Source organism: Mycobacterium sp. E796, assembly GCF_001672815.1.
Classification (GTDB): Bacteria; Actinomycetota; Actinomycetes; order Mycobacteriales; family Mycobacteriaceae; genus Mycobacterium.
The window spans coordinates 14,217-33,263 of sequence record NZ_LZKK01000340.1 but is presented as its reverse complement, the minus strand read 5'-3'; the positions used below and the strand labels follow the sequence as shown (position 1 = coordinate 33,263).

18 protein-coding genes and 1 pseudogene are annotated in these 19,047 nt (G+C 69.0%); 9 read left to right on the top strand and 10 right to left on the bottom strand.

Annotated elements, in window-relative coordinates; genetic code table 11:
- Positions 1-32 precede the first annotated feature (32 nt).
- On the top strand, positions 33-557 hold the full coding sequence (locus tag A5706_RS28055) for a hypothetical protein (protein ID WP_156767383.1): 525 nt from the start codon (positions 33-35) through the stop codon (positions 555-557).
- A gap of 4 nt (positions 558-561) precedes the next feature.
- On the opposite strand, the gene A5706_RS28050 is transcribed toward A5706_RS28055, so the two are convergent.
- Positions 562-1,680 (bottom strand): MBL fold metallo-hydrolase, encoded by a 1,119-nt coding sequence (locus A5706_RS28050; protein ID WP_068138565.1) that lies wholly within the window; start codon positions 1,678-1,680, stop codon positions 562-564.
- Between the two features lie 5 nt (positions 1,681-1,685).
- Positions 1,686-2,420 (bottom strand): enoyl-CoA hydratase, encoded by a 735-nt coding sequence (locus A5706_RS28045; protein ID WP_068138563.1) that lies wholly within the window; start codon positions 2,418-2,420, stop codon positions 1,686-1,688.
- Positions 2,421-2,446: 26 nt separating this feature from the next.
- Here A5706_RS28045 and A5706_RS28040 point away from each other — a divergent pair, with 26 nt between their 5' ends.
- The gene (locus A5706_RS28040; protein ID WP_068138561.1) at positions 2,447-3,943 is read left to right on the top strand and encodes a carboxyl transferase domain-containing protein; all 1,497 of its coding nucleotides are present in this window, start codon (positions 2,447-2,449) and stop codon (positions 3,941-3,943) included.
- Between the two features lie 8 nt (positions 3,944-3,951).
- Here A5706_RS28040 and A5706_RS28035 read toward each other — a convergent pair whose 3' ends face one another.
- Positions 3,952-4,515 (bottom strand): TetR/AcrR family transcriptional regulator, encoded by a 564-nt coding sequence (locus A5706_RS28035; RefSeq protein ID WP_068138559.1) that lies wholly within the window; start codon positions 4,513-4,515, stop codon positions 3,952-3,954.
- A gap of 101 nt (positions 4,516-4,616) precedes the next feature.
- Here A5706_RS28035 and A5706_RS28030 point away from each other — a divergent pair, with 101 nt between their 5' ends.
- From A5706_RS28030 to A5706_RS28020, 3 genes are read left to right on the top strand one after another with little or no spacing between them, the layout of a single operon-like run.
- Positions 4,617-5,756 (top strand): FAD-dependent monooxygenase, encoded by a 1,140-nt coding sequence (locus A5706_RS28030; RefSeq protein ID WP_068138556.1) that lies wholly within the window; start codon positions 4,617-4,619, stop codon positions 5,754-5,756.
- 57 nt (positions 5,757-5,813) lie between these two features.
- Positions 5,814-6,524: a two-component system response regulator PrrA gene (gene prrA, locus A5706_RS28025; protein WP_142276448.1), complete on the top strand. Its 711-nt coding sequence runs from the start codon at positions 5,814-5,816 to the stop codon at positions 6,522-6,524.
- Between the two features lie 16 nt (positions 6,525-6,540).
- Positions 6,541-7,881 carry a HAMP domain-containing sensor histidine kinase gene (locus A5706_RS28020; RefSeq protein WP_068138553.1) on the top strand — a complete coding sequence of 447 codons (1,341 nt, stop codon included), beginning with the start codon at positions 6,541-6,543 and terminating at the stop codon, positions 7,879-7,881.
- Positions 7,882-7,891: 10 nt separating this feature from the next.
- Here A5706_RS28020 and A5706_RS32650 read toward each other — a convergent pair.
- From A5706_RS32650 to A5706_RS28010, 3 genes and pseudogenes are all read right to left on the bottom strand, one after another.
- A pseudogene (locus A5706_RS32650) lies at positions 7,892-8,158 on the bottom strand (hypothetical protein); the annotation flags it as partial.
- 926 nt (positions 8,159-9,084) lie between these two features.
- Positions 9,085-9,234: a hypothetical protein gene (locus A5706_RS33850; RefSeq protein ID WP_197518010.1), complete on the bottom strand. Its 150-nt coding sequence runs from the start codon at positions 9,232-9,234 to the stop codon at positions 9,085-9,087.
- A gap of 11 nt (positions 9,235-9,245) precedes the next feature.
- Positions 9,246-10,226, bottom strand: coding sequence for an OmpA family protein (locus A5706_RS28010; RefSeq protein WP_068138545.1), 981 nt, complete (start codon positions 10,224-10,226; stop codon positions 9,246-9,248).
- Positions 10,227-10,333: 107 nt separating this feature from the next.
- Between A5706_RS28010 and A5706_RS28005 the strand changes: the two genes are divergently transcribed.
- A complete protein-coding gene (locus tag A5706_RS28005; RefSeq protein ID WP_068138541.1) occupies positions 10,334-10,597 on the top strand; it encodes a DUF2630 family protein in 264 nt (87 codons plus the stop codon).
- Entirely contained in the window at positions 10,594-12,183 is a 1,590-nt protein-coding gene (locus A5706_RS28000) for an NAD(P)/FAD-dependent oxidoreductase (protein WP_156767382.1), read from the top strand. The genes A5706_RS28005 and A5706_RS28000 overlap by 4 nt, the downstream gene beginning before the upstream one ends.
- Before the next feature lie 41 nt (positions 12,184-12,224).
- On the opposite strand, the gene A5706_RS27995 is transcribed toward A5706_RS28000, so the two are convergent.
- Together A5706_RS27995 and pdxH are read right to left on the bottom strand one after the other, a co-directional pair.
- Complete coding sequence (locus A5706_RS27995; protein ID WP_068138533.1) at positions 12,225-13,520, bottom strand: citrate synthase; 1,296 nt, start codon at positions 13,518-13,520, stop codon at positions 12,225-12,227.
- Positions 13,521-13,697: 177 nt separating this feature from the next.
- A complete protein-coding gene (gene pdxH / locus A5706_RS27990) occupies positions 13,698-14,357 on the bottom strand; it encodes a pyridoxamine 5'-phosphate oxidase (protein ID WP_068138531.1) in 660 nt (219 codons plus the stop codon).
- 72 nt (positions 14,358-14,429) lie between these two features.
- Between pdxH and A5706_RS27985 the strand changes: the two genes are divergently transcribed.
- Together A5706_RS27985 and A5706_RS27980 are read left to right on the top strand one after the other, a co-directional pair.
- Positions 14,430-15,551 (top strand): citrate synthase 2, encoded by a 1,122-nt coding sequence (locus A5706_RS27985; RefSeq protein WP_068138529.1) that lies wholly within the window; start codon positions 14,430-14,432, stop codon positions 15,549-15,551.
- Between the two features lie 155 nt (positions 15,552-15,706).
- Positions 15,707-16,162, top strand: a complete 456-nt coding sequence (locus A5706_RS27980) for a VOC family protein (RefSeq protein WP_068138597.1) — start codon at positions 15,707-15,709, stop codon at positions 16,160-16,162.
- On the opposite strand, the gene A5706_RS27975 is transcribed toward A5706_RS27980, so the two are convergent.
- Entirely contained in the window at positions 16,159-17,850 is a 1,692-nt protein-coding gene (locus tag A5706_RS27975) for an FAD-dependent oxidoreductase (protein ID WP_068138526.1), read from the bottom strand. The genes A5706_RS27980 and A5706_RS27975 overlap by 4 nt on opposite strands.
- Before the next feature lie 17 nt (positions 17,851-17,867).
- Positions 17,868-18,890 (bottom strand): diiron oxygenase, encoded by a 1,023-nt coding sequence (locus A5706_RS27970; protein WP_068138523.1) that lies wholly within the window; start codon positions 18,888-18,890, stop codon positions 17,868-17,870.
- Between the last annotated feature and the right edge of the window lie 157 nt (positions 18,891-19,047).

Below are 19,047 nucleotides of genomic sequence, written 5' to 3'. Positions count from 1 at the left end.
AGTTCCGTTTGGACCGAAGCGTCGAAGAAAGCATGGCGCGCGCGCCGAACCGGCAGCTGCTCGTCCGTAAGTACTGCTGGACCATTCCCGACCCCGACACCGTGACGTTCGTCGCGAAGCACGCCGACGGCGGCCTCGTCGATCCGCTCGCCGGGACGGGTTACTGGGCCTACCTGCTCGCGCAGGTAGGCGTCGGCGTCGTCTGCTACGACCTCAACCCGGGCGCGGGTCTGGCCACCAACGGATGGCACGACGAAGTCCAGCACGTCCCAGTCGTCGCGAAGGACTGCGCCGAAGCGGCGGCGTCACACCCCGAGCGGACGCTGCTCCTTTCCTGGCCGCCCCACGGTCAGGACGTCGGTGCGCGAATCCTGCTGGCCTACAAAGGAAATCGCGTCATCTACGTCGGCGATGGCCAGGGCGGCGCCACCGGCGACGATCGCATGCACCGGATACTCGAAACCGACTGGGCCGAAGTCGATTCCCATCAGCCGGTGCAGTGGTGGGGCCAACACGATCGGGTGACGGTGTACGAGCGCCGCCAGCAAGAGCTCTAGCGGGTCAGAGTCGCCACCACGGATTGAACCTCCGCGGTGCGGCGGGATCGATGCGCTGGCCGGGCAACGGCACGGCCACCTCGACCCGGGCGGGGTCCGCCGCCGCCAGCAAACGCTCGACGGGTTCGGCCCACGGGTGGGGCGCCAGCCGGAAGGTCCCCCAGTGGATGGGCACCAGCAGCCCCGACCCCGAATTGGTGACGTCGAGGTGCGCGCGGACCGCCTCCTCGGGGTTCATGTGGATGTCCGGCCACGCGGTGTTGTAGGCGCCGATCGGCAGCAGGGTCAGGTCGAACGGGCCGTGGTCGGCCCCGATCTGCGTGAAGCTCTTGGTGTAGCCCGTGTCGCCGCCGAAATAGGCGCGGTGGCGGGGACCAAGAAAGGCCCAGGACGCCCACAGCGTGGTGTTGCGGTCGAAGAAGCGGCCCGAAAAGTGCCGCGCGGGCATGCAAATCACCGTGAGCTGGTCGAGCTTGGCGCCTTGATGCCAGTCGAGTTCGATGATGCGGTGCTCGGGAATCCCCCACGCACGCAGGTGGGCGCCGACACCAAGCGGCACGAAGAACGGGGCCCGCTGGGTGTGTGCCAGCGTCATGACGGTGTCGATGTCGAGATGGTCGTAGTGGTCGTGGCTGATGACCACCGCGTCGACGGCGGGCAGCCCCTCCAGTTGCACCGGCGGCGGATGCAGCCGCTGGGGTCCGACGGTGTCCGACGGCGAGCATCGATTGCTCCACACCGGATCGGTCAGCACGCGGTAGCCGTCGATTTCCAGCAACGCCGTCGAGTGTCCGAACCAGCTGACGGCCAGCCGGGCGGCGTCCCCGTCGAAGATTTCCGGGGCGGCCAGCGGGATCGGTGCGCGCGGACGGCTGCCGCCGCGGTTACCCAGGAACTCCCAAACGATGAGGCGCAGTTCTTCGCGGTCCATCTTGTAGATGGACGCCGGGTCGAGGTTGACGAATTCGCCGTCGGAATAGTGCGGCGACCCCTCGGCCACCGCGCGGATGGAGGCCGGTGACGCACCGAGGGCGGCCGGCGCGCCGTGCAGCGCACGCACCAACCAACTGCCGACCGCCAGCGAGGCCGTGCCGGCGGCCAGTCGCAGCGCCCCCCGCGGCATGACTGTCAGGCTCCCTGGAACTTCGGTGGCCGCTTCTCGATCCGCGCGACTTGCGCCTCGATCACGTCCTGGCTTGCCCAGGCTCTGTCGAAGAGCTCCTTGTGCTCCGGCCACTGCTCTTCGTAGGCGCCGTCGTCGTTGAGCACCCGCTTGGCGTGCTGTATTGCCAGCGGCGCCAGACCCGCGACCTCCTCGGCCCAGGCCTGGGCGTCGGCCAGCGTCCCGATGCGGTTGACCATGCCGGTTTGCAGCGCCGCCTCGGCGGTGAGCTTCTCCGCGGTGAGCAGCATCGCCCGGGCCCGTCCGTGCCCGACCAGCGAAGACAGCCGGCGGATGCTCCAGTTGTCAAGGGCCAGGCCGTATTTCGAGGTCGGAAACTGGAAGAACGCGTCCGGTGTGGCGACTCGCAGATCGCACCGCATGGCCAGCTGCAGGCCGGCGCCGATGGCGGGGCCGTTGATCGCCCCGATCACTGGTACGGGAACCGCGTCCATGACCTTGTGCAGCTCGATGAGTCGGTCGGGGTAGTCGGCGGCGAATACGTCCCCGGACAGGTCCGCGCCGGCGCAGAACACGGTACCCTGGCCAGTCAGCACGATCACGCGCGTCGACCCGTCGTCGGCCGCCTTCTGGATGGACTCCCGCAACTCGTCGACGAGCTGGGAATTCAGGGCATTGCGGCGCTCGGGACGCTGCAGCTCGATGGTCATAACGGCTTCGGTCTGGGTGACGCCGATCATTCACCCAGCCTATATAGCCTCGTCTGGTGACTCGTATCACGACCGAACAACTGCAGGATGCCGTGCTCGACGAGGGCTCCTACGTGAGCTGGGACAGCGATCCGATGGCCATGCCGGTGTCCGAGTCCTACGCGCGCGAGCTCGCCGACGCCCGCGACGCCACCGGCCGGGACGAGGCGGTGCTGACCGGCGAGGGCCGCATATTCGGGCGCCGCGTCGCTCTCGTGATGTGCGAGTTCGACTTCCTCGGCGGCTCGATCGGCGTCGCCGCGGCCGAACGGATCACCGCCGCGGTGGAACGCGCCACCGCCGAGCGGCTGCCGCTGCTGGCCTCCCCGAGCTCGGGCGGCACCCGCATGCAGGAGGGCACGGTCGCGTTCCTGCAAATGGTGAAGATCGCCGCGGCAGTCACGCTGCACAAACGAGAACACCTGCCCTACCTGGTGTACCTGCGCCACCCGACCACCGGCGGGGTGTTCGCCTCATGGGGCTCGCTGGGCCACATCACGATCGCCGAGCCCGGCGCCCTGATCGGCTTCCTCGGGCCCCGCGTCTACCAGCTGCTCTACGGCGAGCCGTTCCCGGCCGGCGTCCAAACCGCGGAGAACCTGCAGCGGCACGGGGTGATCGACGGCGTGGTCGCGCTCAACGAGCTGCGCCCGATGCTGGATCGCGCCTTGCGGGTGATCGCCGATCCGCCCGACACGCGGCCCGGCGCGGCAGCACCGGAACCGACGCCCGACGTGCCGGCGTGGAACTCCGTCGTGGCGTCGCGACGGCCGGACCGGCCGGGCGTCGGGCACCTGCTGCGGCACGGCGCCACCGACTGCGTGCTGCTGTCCGGCACCGGCCGCGGCGAAGCGGCCACCACCCTGCTGGCGTTGGCCCGCTTCAACGGCCAGCCCGCGGTGGTGCTGGGGCAGCAGCGCATCAGCGGCGGGCTCGTCGGGCCCGCGTCGCTGCGCGAGGCCCGGCGCGGCATGGCGCTGGCCGCCGAGCTGCGGCTGCCGCTGGTGCTGCTCATCGATGCGGCCGGGCCGGCGTTGTCGGCCGAGGCCGAGGAGGGTGGGCTGGCCGGCCAGATCGCGCAGTGCCTGGCCGAGCTCGTCACGCTGGAGACGCCGACGGTGTCGGTGCTCCTGGGCCAGGGCAGCGGCGGTCCCGCGCTCGCGATGGTGCCCGCCGACCGGGTGCTGGCCGCGCTGCACGGCTGGCTGGCGCCGCTGCCGCCCGAGGGCGCAAGCGCGATCGTGTACCGCGACACCGTCCATGCCCCGGAACTTGCTGGGGCCCAGGGCATTCGGTCGGCCGATCTCTTGGAGTCCGGAATTGTCGACGCCATCGTCCCCGAGCATCCCGACGCCGCGGACGAACCGACCGAGTTTTCCCAACGGCTTTCGCGCGCCATCGCCGCCGAGGTATGCGCGCTGCGCGAAATACCGTCGGCCGAGCGGCTGTCCGCGCGGCTGCGCCGCTACCGCGACATCGGGTTGCCCGCGAGCAGCCGCAAAAGCACCCAATAGCGGGCGGTTTAGGGGGCTTTTGCGTCTGCTCGCGCCGCCTCGGAGAGATAGCGCTGGATCGTCGGCCCGAGCCAGTCGACAACCTCGTCGTCCGTCATCCCGACGACCGGCGGCAGCTGCAACACAAAGCGACACAGGGCCATACCGAGGATCTGGCTGGCGATTAGCCCGGCCCGCAGCCCGGATTCCTCGGCGGGCGCGAACGCTGCGGCCAGGGGCTGGATCTGGCTCCGGAATATCTCCTGCATGCGCTGCGCCGCGTCGCCGTTAGTTGCGCTGGAACGCAGCAGGATCACCAGCGCCTCGTCCTTCCAGCGCTGGAGAAAGTGGCGGACGAGTGATCGCCCGGCCCGCGCGCGGTCCGTCGTGAGATCCGGAAAGGCCAGGTCGAACTCCGCCGCCGCGGCGAACAGCTTGTCCTTGCTGCCGTAGTACCGCATCACCATCGCGGGGTCGACCCCGGCGTCCGCAGCGATCGCCCGAATGGTGGCCGCCTGGAAACCGGACGCGCCGAAGCGCTCGCGGGCGGCCGCCAGGATCGCGGCCTTGGTCCGCTCCGAGGATCTCCTCATGTCAACAAGTGTAGGCCAACAAGTGTTGACATCCTATCTCCGACGCGCCAGCATGGAGTTATGCCAACAAGCGTTGACTAACGAACAGAGAGGAGCCGACCATGAACGACACCGACGTCCTGGTGGTAGGCGCCGGACCCACCGGCCTGGCATTGGGCGCTTCCCTGACCGTCAAGGGGGTCCGCGCCGTCGTCGTGGACGCGTTGGCCGAGGGCCAGAACACCACCCGCGCGGCCGTCGTGAACGCGCGCACGCTCGAGGTGCTCGAAGAGCTCGACGTGGCGCGGCGGATGGTCAAGGCGGGCCTGATCGCGCCGCGATTCACCATGCGCGCGGGCCGACGCATCCTGATCCCCGTCGACTTCAGCGCGCTGCCGACGAAGTATCCGTACAGCTTGATGCTCTCCCAGGCCGACACCGAACGGCTGCTGCTGGAGCGGCTGCACGAACTGGGTGGCCAGGTGATCCGGCCCAAGACTCTGAAGCGCCTCTCCCCGGACGCAAACGGGGTCACGGCCCTCTTCGACGACGGCGACACCGTCCGGGCCGGCTACGTCGTCGGGGCCGACGGGATGCACAGCACGGTGCGCGAACGGGCCGGAATCGGGTTCGCCGGAGGCGAATTCGCCGAGTCCTTCGCGCTCGCCGACGTCCGGCTGGCCGGCCCGGCGCCCCGCGACGAGGTGATCTTGTTCTACGCCAAGGAAGGCCTGACCGTGGTGGCGCCGCTGCCCGGCGGCATCTTCCGCATCGTCGCGCCGGCCGCGGACGCACCCAAGACGCCGTCGGTCGAATTCGTGCAGGCGCTGCTGGATTCCCGCACCTTCGGACCCGGCGAATTGGTGGTCCGCGAGCTGCTGTGGGGGACGCGGTTCCACATCCACCACCGGGTCGCCGACACCTACCGGGCCGGCCGGGTGTTGCTGGCCGGCGACGCCGCCCACGTGCACAGCCCCGCCGGGGGCCAGGGCATGAACCTGGGTATCACCGACGCCATCGCACTGGCCGGGGCGCTCACCGAGGTGCTGGGCGGCGGCCGCGACACGGCCTTGGACGCGTACGCCAGCACCCAGGGGCGACGGGCCGAGCAGGTGCTGAAGCTGACCGGACGCCTGACCCGGATGGCCACCCTGCCGCGGCCGTTGCGCCCGATCCGCAACTCGGGAATACGGCTGGCCGCGCAGGTCCCCGCCGTGCGTCGGCAGCTCGCGGTCCAGCTCAGCGGCCTGCGTCGCCGGTGATTGCGGTGCTCGCGGCTGAGCCGCGCCTCCCACCGCCACCGCGGACAATCAGGCAAGATGGGCGGCATGGACACTGGTCCCACCTCGCCCCGGGTCTTGGTCGTCGACGACGACTCCGACGTACTCGCCTCGCTGGAACGTGGCCTGCGCCTGTCGGGATTCGAGGTGTCGACGGCCGTCGACGGCGCCGAGGCGTTGCGCAGCGCCACCGAGACGCGCCCGGACGCTATCGTCCTCGACATCAACATGCCCGTGCTGGACGGCGTCAGCGTCGTCACGGCGCTGCGGGCCATGGATAACGACGTGCCGGTCTGCGTGCTATCCGCGCGCAGCTCGGTCGACGACCGGGTGGCGGGGCTGGAGGCCGGCGCCGACGATTACCTCGTCAAGCCGTTCGTGCTGGCGGAGCTGGTCGCGCGGGTGAAGGCGCTGCTGCGCCGCCGCGGCTCCACCGCGACCTCTTCCTCCGAAACCATCACGGTCGGTCCGCTGGAGGTCGACATCCCCGGCCGCCGGGCTCGGGTCAACGGCGTCGACGTCGACCTGACCAAGCGCGAGTTCGACCTGCTCGCGGTGCTGGCCGAGCACAAGACCGCGGTGCTGTCCCGGGCGCAACTGCTTGAGCTGGTGTGGGGCTACGACTTCGCCGCCGACACCAACGTCGTCGACGTGTTCATCGGATATCTGCGTCGCAAGCTGGAGGCCAACGGCGGTCCCCGGCTGCTGCACACGGTCCGCGGAGTCGGGTTCGTGCTGCGGATGCAGTAGCCATGTAGTAACCATCATGAAGCTTTTGTCCCGGATCTTTGCCCGTACGCCCTCGCTGCGAACCCGGGTGGTGCTCGCGACGGTCATCGGCGCGGCGATTCCGGTGCTCATCGTCGGCGCCGTCGTCTGGGTCGGGATCACCAACGACCGCAAGGAACGGCTGGACCGCCGCCTCGACGAGGCCGCCGGTTTCGCGATTCCCTTCCTGCCGCGCGGTCTCGACGAAATCCCGCGCTCACCGAACGACCGTGACGCGATCATGACGATCCGGCGCGGGAACTTGGTCAAGTCGAATTCGGACGTCACGCTGCCCAAACTCGACGTCGACTACGGCGACGCCTACGTCAACGGGGTGCGCTACCGGGTCCGGACGGTGGAGATCCCCGGGCCGGGACCGAGTTCGCTCGCCGTCGGCGCCACCTACGACGCCACCCTCGCGGAAACCAATAACCTGCACCGCCGGGTGATGCTGATCTGCGGGTTCGCCATCGGCGCTTCCGCGGTTTTCGCGTGGCTGCTGGCCGCGTTCGCGGTGCGCCCGTTCAAACAGCTCGCCCAGCAGACCCGATCGATCGACGCGGGCGACGAGGCGCCGCGGGTCGAAGTGCACGGCGCCAGCGAGGCCGTCGAGATCGCCGAGGCGATGAGGGGAATGCTGCAGCGCATCTGGGACGAGCAGAACCGGACCAAGGAGGCGCTCGAATCGGCCCGCGACTTCGCGGCGGTGTCCTCCCACGAGCTGCGCACCCCGCTGACGGCGATGCGCACCAACCTCGAGGTGCTCACCACCCTGGACCTGTCCGACGACCAACGCAAAGAGGTGGTCAACGACGTCATCCGCACGCAGGCGCGCATCGAGGCCACCCTGAGCGCGCTGGAGCGGTTGGCCCAGGGCGAGCTGTCGACGTCGGACGATCAGGTGCCGGTCGACATCACCGAGTTGCTCGACCGTGCGGCGCACGACGCCATGCGGGTGTACCCCGACCTCGACGTCTCCCTGGCACCCTCGCCGACCTGCATCATCGTGGGTCTGCCCGCGGGGTTGCGCCTCGCCGTCGACAACGCGATCGCCAACGCCGTCAAGCATGGCGGCGCGACCCGGGTCCAGCTGTCGGCGGTCAGCTCGCGCGCCGGGGTGGAGATCGCCGTCGACGACAACGGCAGCGGGGTCCCGGAGTCCGAGCGCCAGGTGGTGTTCGAGCGGTTCTCGCGCGGGTCGACGGCCTCGCATTCGGGGTCGGGCCTGGGCCTGGCGTTGGTGGCCCAACAGGCGCACCTGCACGGTGGCACGGCGTCGCTGGAGGACAGCCCGCTCGGTGGGGCGCGCTTGCTGCTGCGCATCCCCGCGCCGACCTAGGTCCTGGCGTTTACTTCCTCGAGCTCTTGCACCACGGCGTGAAACAGGCCCGCGCGGCGGCCGCTTCGTCCTTGAACCAGACCTGCGCGACGGTCGGGTCGTAGGCCGGGTCGTCGGGGGTGTAGTAGAGCCGGGTATCCGAACGGCCCTTCACCAGCCATCCCGCCGGCCCGCCGCCATCCGGGGTGGCGCGAGCGGAGCCCGGGCCGTAGGGCTCGTACGGCAACACCGGGGTCCACTTGGTCGCCGGCTGCTTGGCGACCGGCGCCGGCTTCGCCGGGCGCGCCTTGGCGCCATGCGGCTTCTTGCCCGGCGGAACCTTTCGTAGCGGCGGCTTTTTTCCGGGGGGAGTCTTCTTCGTCGACCCCTTAGCGCCCGGACGGCCCTTCTTCGCGGGGGCCTTCTTCGCCGCCGGTCGCTTGCCCCTCGACGGCTTTTCGGCGGTCGGCTCCGGCTTGGCGAAGAATCGTCGCAGGAACGAAAACCCGGCCTTTCGTGGCTCTTCCGCCGGCGGCGGCTCGGGAGCGACGGGAATCTCCGTGGTCTCAGGCTCGGGCTCGACGGGGAGCATAGTCGTCGGCGGTTCTTGGTCGACGGGAATCTGGGTGGTCTCGGGCTCCGGCTCGACGGGGAGCACCGCGGTCGGCTCTTGATCGGCGGGAATCTCCGTGGCCGTGGACCCCGGGTCGGCGGGAGGCTCAGTCAGCTCGGCCAATCGATCGATCGGGAGAATTTCCGTCGGCGGGTCTTCGGCGGTCCGCGCCCGCTTCGGCCGGAATCTCCGGAAGGATCGGCCGGGCTTGGGCGATTCTTCAGCGGCCGGAGTCGTGGTCGGCGGCTCGTCCCCGGGCGGATTATCCGTCACCTCGGTCGGTTGCTCGGCGGGAACCATCACCGCAGGCGGCTCTTCCGCGTCCGGAACCTTTGTCGCCGCAGGCTCTTCCGCGGGGGGAGGCTTCGGCGTCAACAAATCAAGCTCGGCGCGAACCACCGTCGTTGGCCGCTCGTCGGCGACCGGCATCGTCTCTTGCTCGACGGGGATCACGGTCGTGGGCCGCTCGGGCTCGGCGTCCGCGGTAGCCCCGCCGGCATTCGGCGCCCCCACTGGCACTTGACGTTTCACGGGACGCACCCGCAGCGCAAGCGTCAACACCAACCCCGTCACGAAGGACAGGGCGAACAGCCACCAGTGCACGTGGTCCATCAGTCGTCGTCCCTCTCGTGCCGGTTCGCAACGGCGGGGACTTCGTCAACGACGACGCGCTTGTTCAAGATGTTGGCGATCACGCGGGCAACGGCCGAGCCCGCCACGAATGCGAGCAGGTACCACAACCACTGGATCACGAAATCCATGCCGGATCTCCTTAGCTCACAACGATTTCGACGCGACGGTTCTTGGCACGACCATCGACCGTGTCGTTGGGGGCGACGGGATTGACCGAACCCAGACCCTTGACGATCAGCACCGCGCTCGCGACGCCGTTGGCAGCCAGGAAATCGGCCACGCGCTGGGCCCGCTGGCTGCTCAATGCGATGTTGATCGCCTCGACGCCGGAGTTGTCGCTGAAGCCGTTGATCGTCGCGTGCGCGGTGGGGCAAGCCTTGAGCCTGCCCGACACCTGAATCAGGATCTGGATGTCGGGCGGGGTCAGGCTGAACCCGTCGTTCGCGAACGTGATCGGCCCGCCCATCACCGCATTGATCGCCGATTGCAGATCGTTGCATTGTCCCGCGGCAGGCAGTGCCGGCGGCGGAACCGGCCCGTTGACCACAAGCTTGTCAACGACCTTCAAAGTGGACCAGGTGCGCGCTGCGTCCTGACTGACGGCGTTCTTCTGGTCTTGCGATGACGCGGAGCCCGCCAGGGTGATCGTGTCCCCGCCGGCCACGAGACTGAAATCGGGAATCGAGGCGCTGTCTTTGAATATCGGTGCGGCCTTAGCGAAATCGAGCGCATCGATGTTGGGATTGATGTGGATCTGGTCGATGACGTTGACGCCCGGCAGCGAGCCCTTGACGGCCTTCAGCAGGGCCGCCTTGGCGGAGTCGTCGGGGAAGTCGCCGACGAGCGTCAAGTCGTTGCCGTTGCGAGTGATCGACAGGGTTGCCAGGGAGAGCTTCGGAGCGGCGGACGTGCTCGACGTCCCTTGCCCCGGTGCCGGGCCACCCGCCCCGTGGGCGGGCCGCGGTTGGTCGAACGCGCCGTAGCCGATCACCGCTATCAGCAACGGAATTACCGCCACCGCGATCAGCCAGGGCAGGCCGGCCGAGGGCCGGTGAATCTCCGGCACCGGCACCGAGTCGGTGCTTGCGGCCGGATGCCGCAAACCCGTGCCTACCCCCACTTTTGCGTCTCCCCTCGGTTAGCTCCCCCGACGTTTGCATCTTCCAGGCGATATGCAGCCTACCGAGTCGGAGCGGCAACGCCTGCCAAGTCGGGCACACTGGACCCATGGCCAACGGCAACAAACCGACCGACAGCGAGACCCTGGCACACATCCAGGGGCTGGTCGCCGAGGAGAAGACCCTGCGGGCACAGCTGCAGCACGGCGAGATCAGCACGGACGAGGAGCACGATCGCCTGCGCCGGCTCGAGGTCGAACTCGACCAGTGCTGGGACCTGCTGCGGCAGCGCCGGGCGCTGCGCGAAACCGGCGGTGACCCGCGCGAGGCGCAGGTACGTCCGCCCGACGAGGTCGAGGGCTACCTGGGCTGAGCGTGTCCCCTTCGGATGTCGACGTCGTCATCGTCGGCGGGGGTCACAACGGTCTGGTCGCGGCGGGCTACCTGGCCCGGGCCGGCCTTCGGGTGCGGCTGCTGGAACGGCTGGCGCAGGTCGGCGGGGCCGCGGTGTCCGTGCAGGCCTTCGAGGGCGTCGAGGTTCGACTGTCGCGGTATTCGTATCTCGTCAGCCTGCTGCCGTCGCGCATCCTCGAGGACCTCGGGGTCGGCGTGCGGTTGGCCGGCCGGCGATTCTCGTCCTACACCCCCGACCCCGCGACCGCCGGCCGCACCGGCCTGCTGATCGGGCGGCCCGGCCAGTTCGCCGCCATCGGCGCCACCGAGGACGAGCCCCGGTTCGCCGCGTTCTACCGACGCTGCCGGCTGGTCACCCAGCGGCTCTGGCCGACGCTGCTCGAGCCGCTGTGCACCCGCGAGCAGGCCCGCCGGCACGTCATCGACGCCGGCGATCCCGCCGCTGCGGACGCGTGGCGCGCCATGATCGACGAGCCGATCGGCCACGCCATCGCCGAGGCGGTCGGCAACGACCTGGTGCGCGGCGTGATCGCGACCGACGCACTCATCGGCACCTTCGCCCGCCTCGACGACCCGTCGCTGCGGCAGAACGTCTGCTTCCTCTACCACGTGCTCGGCGGCGGCACTGGCGACTGGGACGTCCCAGTCGGTGGGATGGGCGCGTTGACCACGGCACTGGCGGCCGCGGCCGCCGGCCACGGCGCCGAAATAATTACCGGCGCCGAGGTTTTCGGCGTCGACCCGGACGGCCAGGTGCGCTACCACCGCGGCGACGACGAGCACGTGGTCCGGGGAAGGTTCGTTCTGGCCGGTGTGACACCGACGGTCCTGGCCGGCCTGCTCGGCGAACGACCCGCCGCGCCGGCCCAGGGCGCGCAGGTCAAGGTGAACATGGTGCTGCGCCGGCTACCCCGGTTGCGCGACGCCGCCGTCACACCGGAGGAGGCGTTCGCGGGGACGTTTCACGTCAACGAGACGTGGACCCAACTGGACGGCGCATACCAGCGCGCGGCCGACGGGCAGATCCCGAATCCGCTACCGTGCGAGGCCTATTGCCATTCGCTGACCGACCCCAGCATTGTGTCGGAAGCCCTGCGCGACTCGGGCGCCCACACGATGACGGTGTTCGGCCTGCACACCCCGCACTCGCTGTTCGACGGCAGCTACTCCGGCGCGCTGCGCGACCGGCTGACCGACTCGGTGCTGGAGTCGCTGAATTCCGTTCTCGCCGAACCGATTCAGGACGTCCTCCTATGCGAAGCGAACGGTCGCCCCTGCATCGAGACGACGACCACCCTCGACCTGCACCGCACGCTGGGCATGACCGCGGGCAACATCTTTCACGGCGGGCTGTCGTGGCCATTCGCCGACGACGACGAGCCGCTGGACACCCCCGCACGGCAATGGGGCGTAGCGACGGCCCACGAACGAATCATGTTGTGCGGCTCGGGCGCCCGCCGGGGCGGGGCGGTGTCGGGCATCGGCGGCCACAACGCCGCGATGGCCGTGCTGGCCTCCCTCGCGAGCAGACGTAAAAGCCCCTGATTTCGCGCCGAAAAGGGGGCTTTTGCGTCTGGTGGCCGGAACTAGCGGTCGTTGATGGTCGCGTAGTCGCGCTCGGTGTAGCCGGTGTAGATCTGACGCGGGCGCCCGATCTTGCTGTCGCCCTCGTCGTGCATCTCGCGCCAGTGCGCGATCCAGCCGGGCAGCCGGCCCAACGCGAACAGCACGGTGAACATCCGGGTCGGGAACCCGAGGGCCCGGTAGATCAGGCCGGTGTAGAAGTCGACGTTGGGGTAGAGCTTGCGCTCGACGAAGTAGTCGTCGGTGAGCGCCGCCTCCTCGAGGTGCTTGGCGATGCTGAGCAGGTCGTCATCGCCGCCGAGCTTGGCCAGGATCTTGTCGGCCTGTTCCTTGACGATCCGCGCCCGCGGGTCGTAGTTCTTGTACACGCGGTGGCCGAAGCCCATCAGCTTGACGCCGGCTTCACGGTTCTTCACCTTGCGGACGAATTCGCTGACGTCGTCGCCGCTGTCGCGGATCTGCTCGAGCATTTCCAGCACCGCCTGGTTGGCGCCGCCGTGCAGCGGCCCCCACAGCGCGTTGATGCCGCCGGAGATGGAGGTGAACAGGTTGGCCCGCGACGAGCCGACCAGCCGAACCGTGGACGTCGAGCAGTTCTGCTCGTGGTCGGCGTGCAGGATGAACAGCATGTCCAGCGCCCGGACGATTTCCGGGTCGGCGTGGTAGGGCTCGGCCGGCAGCCCGAACGTCATCCGCAGGAAGTTCTCCACCAGGGAAAGCGAGTTGTCCGGGTAGAGGAACGGTTGCCCGATCGACTTCTTGTAGGCGTACGCGGCGATCGTGGGCAGCTTGGCCAGCAGGCGGGTGGTCGACAGCTCCACCTGGCCGTTGTCCACCGGGTCCAGGGCATCGGGATAGTACGAGCTCAGCGCGTTCACCACGCTCGACAGCACCGGCATGGGGTGCGCGTTGGGCGGGAAGCCGTCGAAGAAGCGCTTCAGGTCCTCGTGCAGCATGGTGTGCCGCTGGATCCGGTTGGTGAACTCGTCCAGCTGCTGCTTGTTCGGCAGCTCGCCGTAGATCAGCAGGTAGCTGACCTCGATGAAGGTCGACTTCTCGGCCAGCTGCTCGATCGGGTAGCCGCGGTAGCGCAGGATCCCGGCGTCGCCGTCGATGTAGGTGATGGAGCTCTTGCAAGACGCGGTGTTGACGAAGCCGTTGTCGAACGTCGTGTAACCGGTCTTGGACAAAAGCGGGCCAAGCGCGATGCCGTCAGCTCCTTCGGTGGCATGAACGACCTCCAGGTCGATTTCGCCCCCCGGGTACTTCAGAGTTGCGGTGTCGTCGGTGTCGGCCACGAGAACCCCTTTGCGCTCTGGCTGGTATGGCTGCCCTGACTAGGTGCTTACTGCTGAAGGTAGTCGTTGCGGCGGCGGCGCGCCTGCCCGGGGTCGAGTCCGCTGGTCGTGCGCCCGTCCGGCGGTTAAGCCGGGGCGAACTCGGGGTGTGACGGGCCTCATAGCGCGCGCCGACATTCAGGGCTGTAGGCGCTCGACGCGCCCGCCCGCGACGCGAATCCGGTTGTGCACCCGGTTTTCCCGGCCCTGCCAGAATTCGACGACCTCGGGCGCGAGGAGGTAGCCGCCCCAGTTGGGCGGAACGGGGACGCGCTCCGAGTCGGCGAAGCGCCGCGTGACCTCGTCGAGCTGTTCGAGCAGCGCCGCGCGCGAGGCGATCGGCCGCGACTGGTGCGATGCCCAGGCGCCCAGTTGTGAGCCGCGCGGCCGCTGGGACCAGTAGTCCTGCGTAACCTGCGGGTCGACCTTGCTGACCGGGCCGCGGATGTGCACCTGCCGGCCCAGCAGGTACCAGGGGAAGGTGGCCGACGCGTACGGCGTGGCCGCCAGCTCGACGCCCTTGGCCGAGTCGTAATTGGTGAAAAAAGTGATTCCGGTCTCGTCGGCGCTCTTGCACAACACCGATCGGCTGACCGGCCGGCCGTCGGCGACGGTGGCCAACACGAACGCGTTCGGCTCGGCCACCCCGGCGCGCTCGGCGTCCTCAATCCACTTGCGGAACAAGGCAAGCCACCCGTCGGCCAACCAATCCGCATCCAGGTCCGGGCTGCCGTCCTTCTCGACCGACCCGTACTCGACGCGCATCCTCTGCAGGTGTTCCTCCGCTGGTCCAGCCATTGCGCCCACGCTACCGGCGGTTGCTACCGGCCGGTAGCGTCCGCCCGTAGGTGGGGTGCGAGAATTTCTCCCATGACTGTTGTCCCCGAAAACTTTGTCCCCGGCCTGGAAGGCGTGGTGGCCTTCACCACCGAAATTGCCGAACCGGATAAAGACGGCGGCGCGCTGCGCTACCGCGGCGTCGACATCGAAGACCTGGTGACTCAGCAGGTCACGTTCGGCGACGTCTGGGCGCTACTGGTCGACGGAAAGTTCGGCCACGGGCTGCCGCCCGCCGAGCCGTTCCCGCTGCCCATCCACACCGGCGACGTCCGGGTCGACGTGCAGGCGGGCCTGGCAATGCTGGCCCCCATTTGGGGCTACAAGCCCTTGCTCGACACCGACGAGGCCACCGCCCGCGACCAGCTGGCCCGGGCCTCGGTGATGGCCCTGTCCTACGTCGCACAGTCGGCGCGCGGCATTTACCAGCCGGCCGTTCCGCAGCGAGTAATCGACGAATGCCCCACCGTCACAGCGCGATTCATGACCCGATGGCAGGGCGAGCCGGACCCGCGGCACGTCGAGGCCATCGACGCTTACTGGGTGTCGGCCGCCGAGCACGGCATGAACGCGTCGACGTTCACCGCGCGGGTGATCGCCTCGACCGGCGCCGACGTCGCGGCATCACTGTCGGGGGCGATCGGGGCGATGAGCGGCCCCCTGCACGGTGGTGCGCCGGCGCGGGTGCTGCCGATGATCGAGGAGGTCGAGCGCACCGGCGACGCCCGCGGCCTGGTCAAGTCGATCCTGGACCGCGGCGACAAGCTGATGGGATTCGGCCACCGGGTTTACCGCGCCGAGGACCCGCGGGCGCGGGTGCTGCGGGCGGCCGCGGAACGGCTCGGCGCCCCGCGCCACGAGGTCGCGGTCGCGCTGGAACAGGCCGCGCTGGCCGAACTGCGGGAGCGGCGCCCGGACCGGGCCATCGAAACCAACGTCGAGTTCTGGGCCGCCGTCATCCTGGACTTCGCCCGGGTGCCGGCCAACATGATGCCGGCGATGTTCACCTGTGGTCGCACCGCGGGATGGTGCGCCCACATCCTCGAGCAGAAGCGGCTCGGGAAGCTGGTTCGCCCGTCGGCCATCTATGTCGGACCGGGCCCGCGCAGCCCGGAAGACGTCGAGGGCTGGGACCGGGTTCTCACTCACGCCTGATCTTCGCGCCGGCGTCACGCAGGCGTCCGTTAGTTGTCGGTGCCCGGCGCTTGAATGGATCCGGCCGCGATGAGTTTGGGTCGCGGGCCGAGTCAATAACCGTGAGCCAGCCTCCGCCTGGGCTGGCATCCGAGACCGACAACAAGGAGGCCACCATGGCGATCAACATCGAACCGGCACTGTCCCCGCACCTCGTGGTCGACGACGCCGCCGCGGCGATCGACTTCTACGTCAAGGCTTTTGGCGCCGAGGAGCTGGGCCGCGTGCCCGGCCCCGACGGCAGGCTCGTCCACGCCGCGCTGCGCATCAACGGCTTCACGGTGATGCTCAACGACGACTTCCCGGAAACCTGCGGCGGCAAGTCGATGACGCCCAAGTCGCTTGGCGGAACCCCGGTCACCATTCACCTGACGGTCACCGACGTCGACGCCAAGTTCCAGCGGGCGCTCGACGCGGGCGCCACCGTGGTGGCCCCGCTGGACGACCAGTTCTGGGGAGACCGCTACGGCGTGGTCGCCGACCCGTTCGGCCACCACTGGTCGCTGGGACAGCCGGTGCGCGAGGTCAGCCCCGACGAGATCGCAGCCGCGATGGCCGGGCAGGCGGGCTAAGAGTCCCGCAGCCGGGCCAGTAGCCGGCGTCGCATCGGCGGCGCCGGTTGCGCGGCGGCCGCCGCGGCGAGCATGTCGGCGACGGCGGTGAACTTGTTGCGTGGCCGGCCATCGCGGCCGCCGCGCTCGATCTCCGCGGCGTCGATGGCGCGCCACCCCGCCGAGTCGACGACGGCAGGCCGGCGCGCCCGCACCAGCCGGCCCAGGGCCTCCGGCTTGGCCACCGGATCGGTGAGCCGGCCGGCGTTGAAATCGGCCACCAAGGCGTGGACGGTCTGGATCGAGCAGGACTTGTTGGTGCCGATGAACCCCGTCGGCCCGCGCTTGATCCAGCCCGCCACGTATGCGCCGGGCACCGGTAGGCCGGAGCCGGGTTCGACGACGCGACCACCCTCGTTGGGCACGACCGCCGCGGATTCGTCGAACGGAAGGTCGCGAATCGCCTTGCCGCGGTAGCCGATCGACGTCAGCACCAGTCCGGCGTCGAGCCGGTGCGCCTCGTCGGTGCCGGTGACGGAGAATTCCACGCCGGTCGCGCGCCGCTCACCCAACACGCGCTCGGGCGTGAGCTGATAGGCCAGCCGGATTCGCTTGCGCGACAAGGGTGCCGAAGCGTCGCCTAGCTTGCTCAGGATCTCCAGCTTGCTCTTGGTCAGCGGATCCGAAACGCTCGCCAGATCGCTCGCCACACGCTGGTGGTCCGCGGCGTCGAGCACGACCTCGGAAGTGCCGGTCAGCCCGATCAATTCGGGCAGGGTGAACGCCGAATGGGCGGGCCCGCGCCGGGCCGCGATCACCACTTCCCGCACGGCCGAGCGGCGAAGCGCTTCCAGCGCGTGGTCCGAGATGTCGGTTCGGGCGAGGTCCTCCGGGTCCGCCGTCAGCACCCGGGCCACGTCGAGGGCGACGTTGCCATTGCCGATGATCACCACGCGTTCGTGACCCAGATCGACCGGCAAATCGGTGAAGTCGGGATGCCCGTTGATCCACGCGACGAACTCGGTGGCGGTGCCAGTGCCCGGCAGGCCCATCCCGTCGATGTCCAAGCGGCGATCGTCCGGCGCTCCCACCGCATACAGCACGGCGTGGTGGTGGGCCAACAGATCGGCGTGGCTGAGATGCTCGCCGACCTCGACGTTCAGGTAGAAGCGGAAGTGGCGGTGGCGCGATACGCGGTCGAAGAGCCGCGTGACTTTCTTTGTGTTCTGGTGGTCGGGCGCCACGCCTGCGCGCACCAATCCGTAGGGCGTGGGCAGCTTCTCGAAGACGTTGACCCGCACCCCGTGTTGGGTCAGCAGTTCGTCGGCCGCATACATCGCCGCCGGACCGGATCCCACGATGGCCACGGTCAACGGCCGACGGCGCGCGCGCACCTCGGCGGCCGGGATCACCGGGGCCAGCTTCGACGTCGGTGGCAGCTTCACGTCGGCGGGTCGCTCGGGGTAGAACGAGGCGTTGATTTCGACGAAGGGCAGCTGCTTGGGCTCCAACCGGTTGTCCGGCGCGATCGCGCCGACCGGGCACGCGCTCACGCACGCACCGCAGTCCACGCAGGCCACCGGATCGATGTAGAGCATCTCGGACGTCGCGAAGCCCGGCTCGTCCGGTGTGGGGTGAATGCAGTTCACCGGGCAGGCGAAGACACAGGACCCGTCGTTGCAGCACGACTGGGTAATAACGTGCGGCATGGATAACCCGCGGGGTGCTACGCGGCCGGCGCGGCGGACAGGTGCCGGCGCTGCGGCTCGCTGCGGTAGCGCGACGGCTTGCCGTTGATCTTGCAGAGCCGCCACATCAGCTTGGCGGGCGGGTTTATCAGACCCGTATCGTGGCAGAGCATCCGGACGTCCCCGAACATGTCGCGCAGCATTTGACGCGACTCCGGCGAACGGAAGAACACGTCTTTGCGAACCTCGCGCGGGATGTCGAACTCTTTCCAGAACGCCCTGGGCGGAACCACAATCGCCGAGCACAGGATCCGCATGGTGAGCGGAACATACAGCGACAGCCAGAACCGCTTGCGGCGCGACAGGTGCGGCACTCGCTTACGCAGGTACTCGTGCGCGAATGAGATGTGGCGGGCCTCCTCGGCCACGTGAATGGCCATCACCCGCTCCATGATCGGGTGCAGCTCCTTGCCCTCGCGCAGCACATTCTTCTGGGTGTGGTCGATCGGCTCTTCGCCGGCAAGGATGCCGAACCAGAAGGGGATCGGCAGCGGCCCGGCCACCAGCGGAATCAGCGGTTGAATCCACTTCAGCATGCGCGGCATGCCGGGCACGTCGGCGCCGATGTGGTTCACCATCTCCTGAAACATCATGGTGTGGTTGCACTCTTCAACCGCTTCGTGCAGGCAGTAGCGGTACTCCGGGGACCCGTTGGGCACCCAGAACGCATACTCCATCAGGCCGCGGATCAGGATCGACTCGAAGTGCAGGCCCACCTTGGCGACGTTGGCCTGCCGCCACATGCCGATCTTGATCTTGCGTTCCTCGGACTGGGCCTGGTACCAGGGATGGCGGCCCAGCGGGTCGGTCAGCGGCAGGATCCAGCGCGGGTCGTTCTCGGTGACCGCGAATTCCGGTGAGTCCCAGTCGATGTCGGTGTACGGGTTGAAGTTTCGCCGCACCGACCCCTCGGACAGTGTGGCAAGCATGTTCACGTACTCGGCGTCGTCGCGGACTTCCATGTTGCGCCGCCAACGCCGGACCATTCGCGTCTTGTCCATTCCAAGCCTCCCCGCCGAGGTTTACATTCGGACGTGCAATGTCCAGACAGTACCGCAGGTACCGGATATTTTTCTAGAGCGGTCGGAGGCACTGTGGCCTGACCGGTGGTCACACGAGCGGTGTGGCGTTGCTCACAGGTCTCGCGCGCCCAACCGG

Excerpts from the sequence above, each read along its gene's own strand:
- A5706_RS28055 (WP_156767383.1), top strand. The coding sequence starts at position 33 with ATGGCGCGCGCGCCGAACCGGCAGCTGCTCGTCCGTAAGTACTGCTGG.
- A5706_RS28050 (WP_068138565.1), bottom strand. The coding sequence starts at position 1,680 with ATGCCGCGGGGGGCGCTGCGACTGGCCGCCGGCACGGCCTCGCTGGCG.
- A5706_RS28045 (WP_068138563.1), bottom strand. The coding sequence starts at position 2,420 with ATGATCGGCGTCACCCAGACCGAAGCCGTTATGACCATCGAGCTGCAG.
- A5706_RS28035 (WP_068138559.1), bottom strand. The coding sequence starts at position 4,515 with ATGAGGAGATCCTCGGAGCGGACCAAGGCCGCGATCCTGGCGGCCGCC.
- A5706_RS28030 (WP_068138556.1), top strand. The coding sequence starts at position 4,617 with ATGAACGACACCGACGTCCTGGTGGTAGGCGCCGGACCCACCGGCCTG.
- prrA (WP_142276448.1), top strand. The coding sequence starts at position 5,814 with ATGGGCGGCATGGACACTGGTCCCACCTCGCCCCGGGTCTTGGTCGTC.
- A5706_RS28020 (WP_068138553.1), top strand. The coding sequence starts at position 6,541 with ATGAAGCTTTTGTCCCGGATCTTTGCCCGTACGCCCTCGCTGCGAACC.
- A5706_RS33850 (WP_197518010.1), bottom strand. The coding sequence starts at position 9,234 with ATGGATTTCGTGATCCAGTGGTTGTGGTACCTGCTCGCATTCGTGGCG.
- A5706_RS28005 (WP_068138541.1), top strand. The coding sequence starts at position 10,334 with ATGGCCAACGGCAACAAACCGACCGACAGCGAGACCCTGGCACACATC.
- pdxH (WP_068138531.1), bottom strand. The coding sequence starts at position 14,357 with ATGGCTGGACCAGCGGAGGAACACCTGCAGAGGATGCGCGTCGAGTAC.
- A5706_RS27985 (WP_068138529.1), top strand. The coding sequence starts at position 14,430 with ATGACTGTTGTCCCCGAAAACTTTGTCCCCGGCCTGGAAGGCGTGGTG.
- A5706_RS27980 (WP_068138597.1), top strand. The coding sequence starts at position 15,707 with ATGGCGATCAACATCGAACCGGCACTGTCCCCGCACCTCGTGGTCGAC.
- A5706_RS27975 (WP_068138526.1), bottom strand. The coding sequence starts at position 17,850 with ATGCCGCACGTTATTACCCAGTCGTGCTGCAACGACGGGTCCTGTGTC.
- A5706_RS27970 (WP_068138523.1), bottom strand. The coding sequence starts at position 18,890 with ATGGACAAGACGCGAATGGTCCGGCGTTGGCGGCGCAACATGGAAGTC.